Source organism: Moraxella sp. VT-16-12, from assembly GCF_002224245.2.
Classification (GTDB): domain Bacteria; phylum Pseudomonadota; class Gammaproteobacteria; order Pseudomonadales; family Moraxellaceae; genus Moraxella.
In genome coordinates, this window is the sequence record NZ_NKHK02000023.1 from 1 (window position 1) to 1,376 (window position 1,376).

A 1,376-nucleotide genomic window follows, 5' to 3' on the forward strand; every position below is an offset into this window, starting at 1 on the left:
AATAATATTTAAAGAAAGTATTATTACTAATAAAAACATAATAGTAACTATTACTTTTTTTAATTTCATTTAATCCCTCCCTATAACACACATAATAAATATTGTTATAGCCATTGTTGCCAATATATTTTTTAAAGTATTGATATCATTTAAAAATATATAATCTGAAAACGTTAAGATCAAAATAATAACAATAAAAAACAATACACTTAAAAATAACTCTTTTATCACATGAAAACCTCCTATTTGAAATTGTATAAATTTTTGCTTTATTCCAATTGCTTTATTGACGTTGAGCCTCTGAACCCTTAACAAACCCCAAAACTGTCGACTCGTCGGCCTAATAGCTCACGCTATGCCGACATTCGTCGTCAAGTTTAGTTAAGGGTTCTTCTCAACATCAATAAATTTTCTCGGCATAAATGCGTGTTAATATCTATATTTGCGTTCTAAAGCCAATATAAGCCATATCAGCGTCGCTAATAGTAAATAAGGTATCAAGTATCCTAAATGCCATAAAAATGCTACAAAACCTTCTGAGTGTTTTATTTGATATTCTAGCCCTTTATACATGTGGTCAAATCCTAAAACATTGAATAAACCACCCATGAATGTAGCGACAACGCTAATCAATAAAACGGCAAATAGTGTCAACATCAACGCTGACTTAAAGTAAGTCGCCCATTTGTGAACACTTTCAATATTGTCATCGAGTATTTCTTGTTTATCTTCAATTCTCATCAAAGACCATTTGAATTGTTCCATTGTTTGCTTTGTACGAAGATTAGGTATTTTTTCATCAAATTTCTCATCGATTTTTTGTTTAATAAATTCGCTTAGCTTATCATCTGTCTCAATATTTACTTTAATCTCGTGCGTATTCGAGCGTTTTATCTGATCGGTCATTCGTGATATATATAGCTTGTCTTCATCACTCAAGTTCAAAGTCGTTTTCTCGTGATTGGACTCTAAGTTCTTTAGGACGTTTAATATTTTTTTCTGTATCTCTTGGTCTGTACTCACTTTCTCTTGGTTCATATTCTGATAATTGTTGCTCGAATTCTCTCCGTTCATTTGCGACAGCAAACTCATTTTCTAATGCCCCCTTATCGAATTGTTCACCTAAATTTTTACCTCTCACTTTTTTATTTTCTTTCAAGTGTCTGTAAGTGATTGTTTTGTTTGTGACACGATCGATTGTGATGTCTAATTGGTTCAACTCTCTCTCAAGCTCCTCAAAATTTGTCGCTTGTGATTGTTCAATCGCGTCTCTAATTTCGTCTTTCCAAGAGCTTTTACCTTTTTCAATTAAGCCTTTTTCGGCTTGAGTATATCGCATTGTTGCGTTGCGTTCAGTTACAGACAATCCATGTTCT

The 1,376-nt window shown here is 32.5% G+C and carries 2 protein-coding genes; both read right to left on the reverse strand.

The features are described 5' to 3' along the window. Positions 1-429: 429 nt before the first annotated feature. Positions 430-939 carry a DUF334 domain-containing protein gene (locus tag CEW93_RS10565; protein WP_255504104.1) on the reverse strand — a complete coding sequence of 170 codons (510 nt, stop codon included), beginning with the start codon at positions 937-939 and terminating at the stop codon, positions 430-432. Then, a partial coding sequence (locus CEW93_RS10570) for a relaxase/mobilization nuclease domain-containing protein (RefSeq protein WP_186727971.1) occupies positions 932-1,376 on the reverse strand: 445 nt, incomplete at its 5' end. The genes CEW93_RS10570 and CEW93_RS10565, both read right to left, overlap by 8 nt.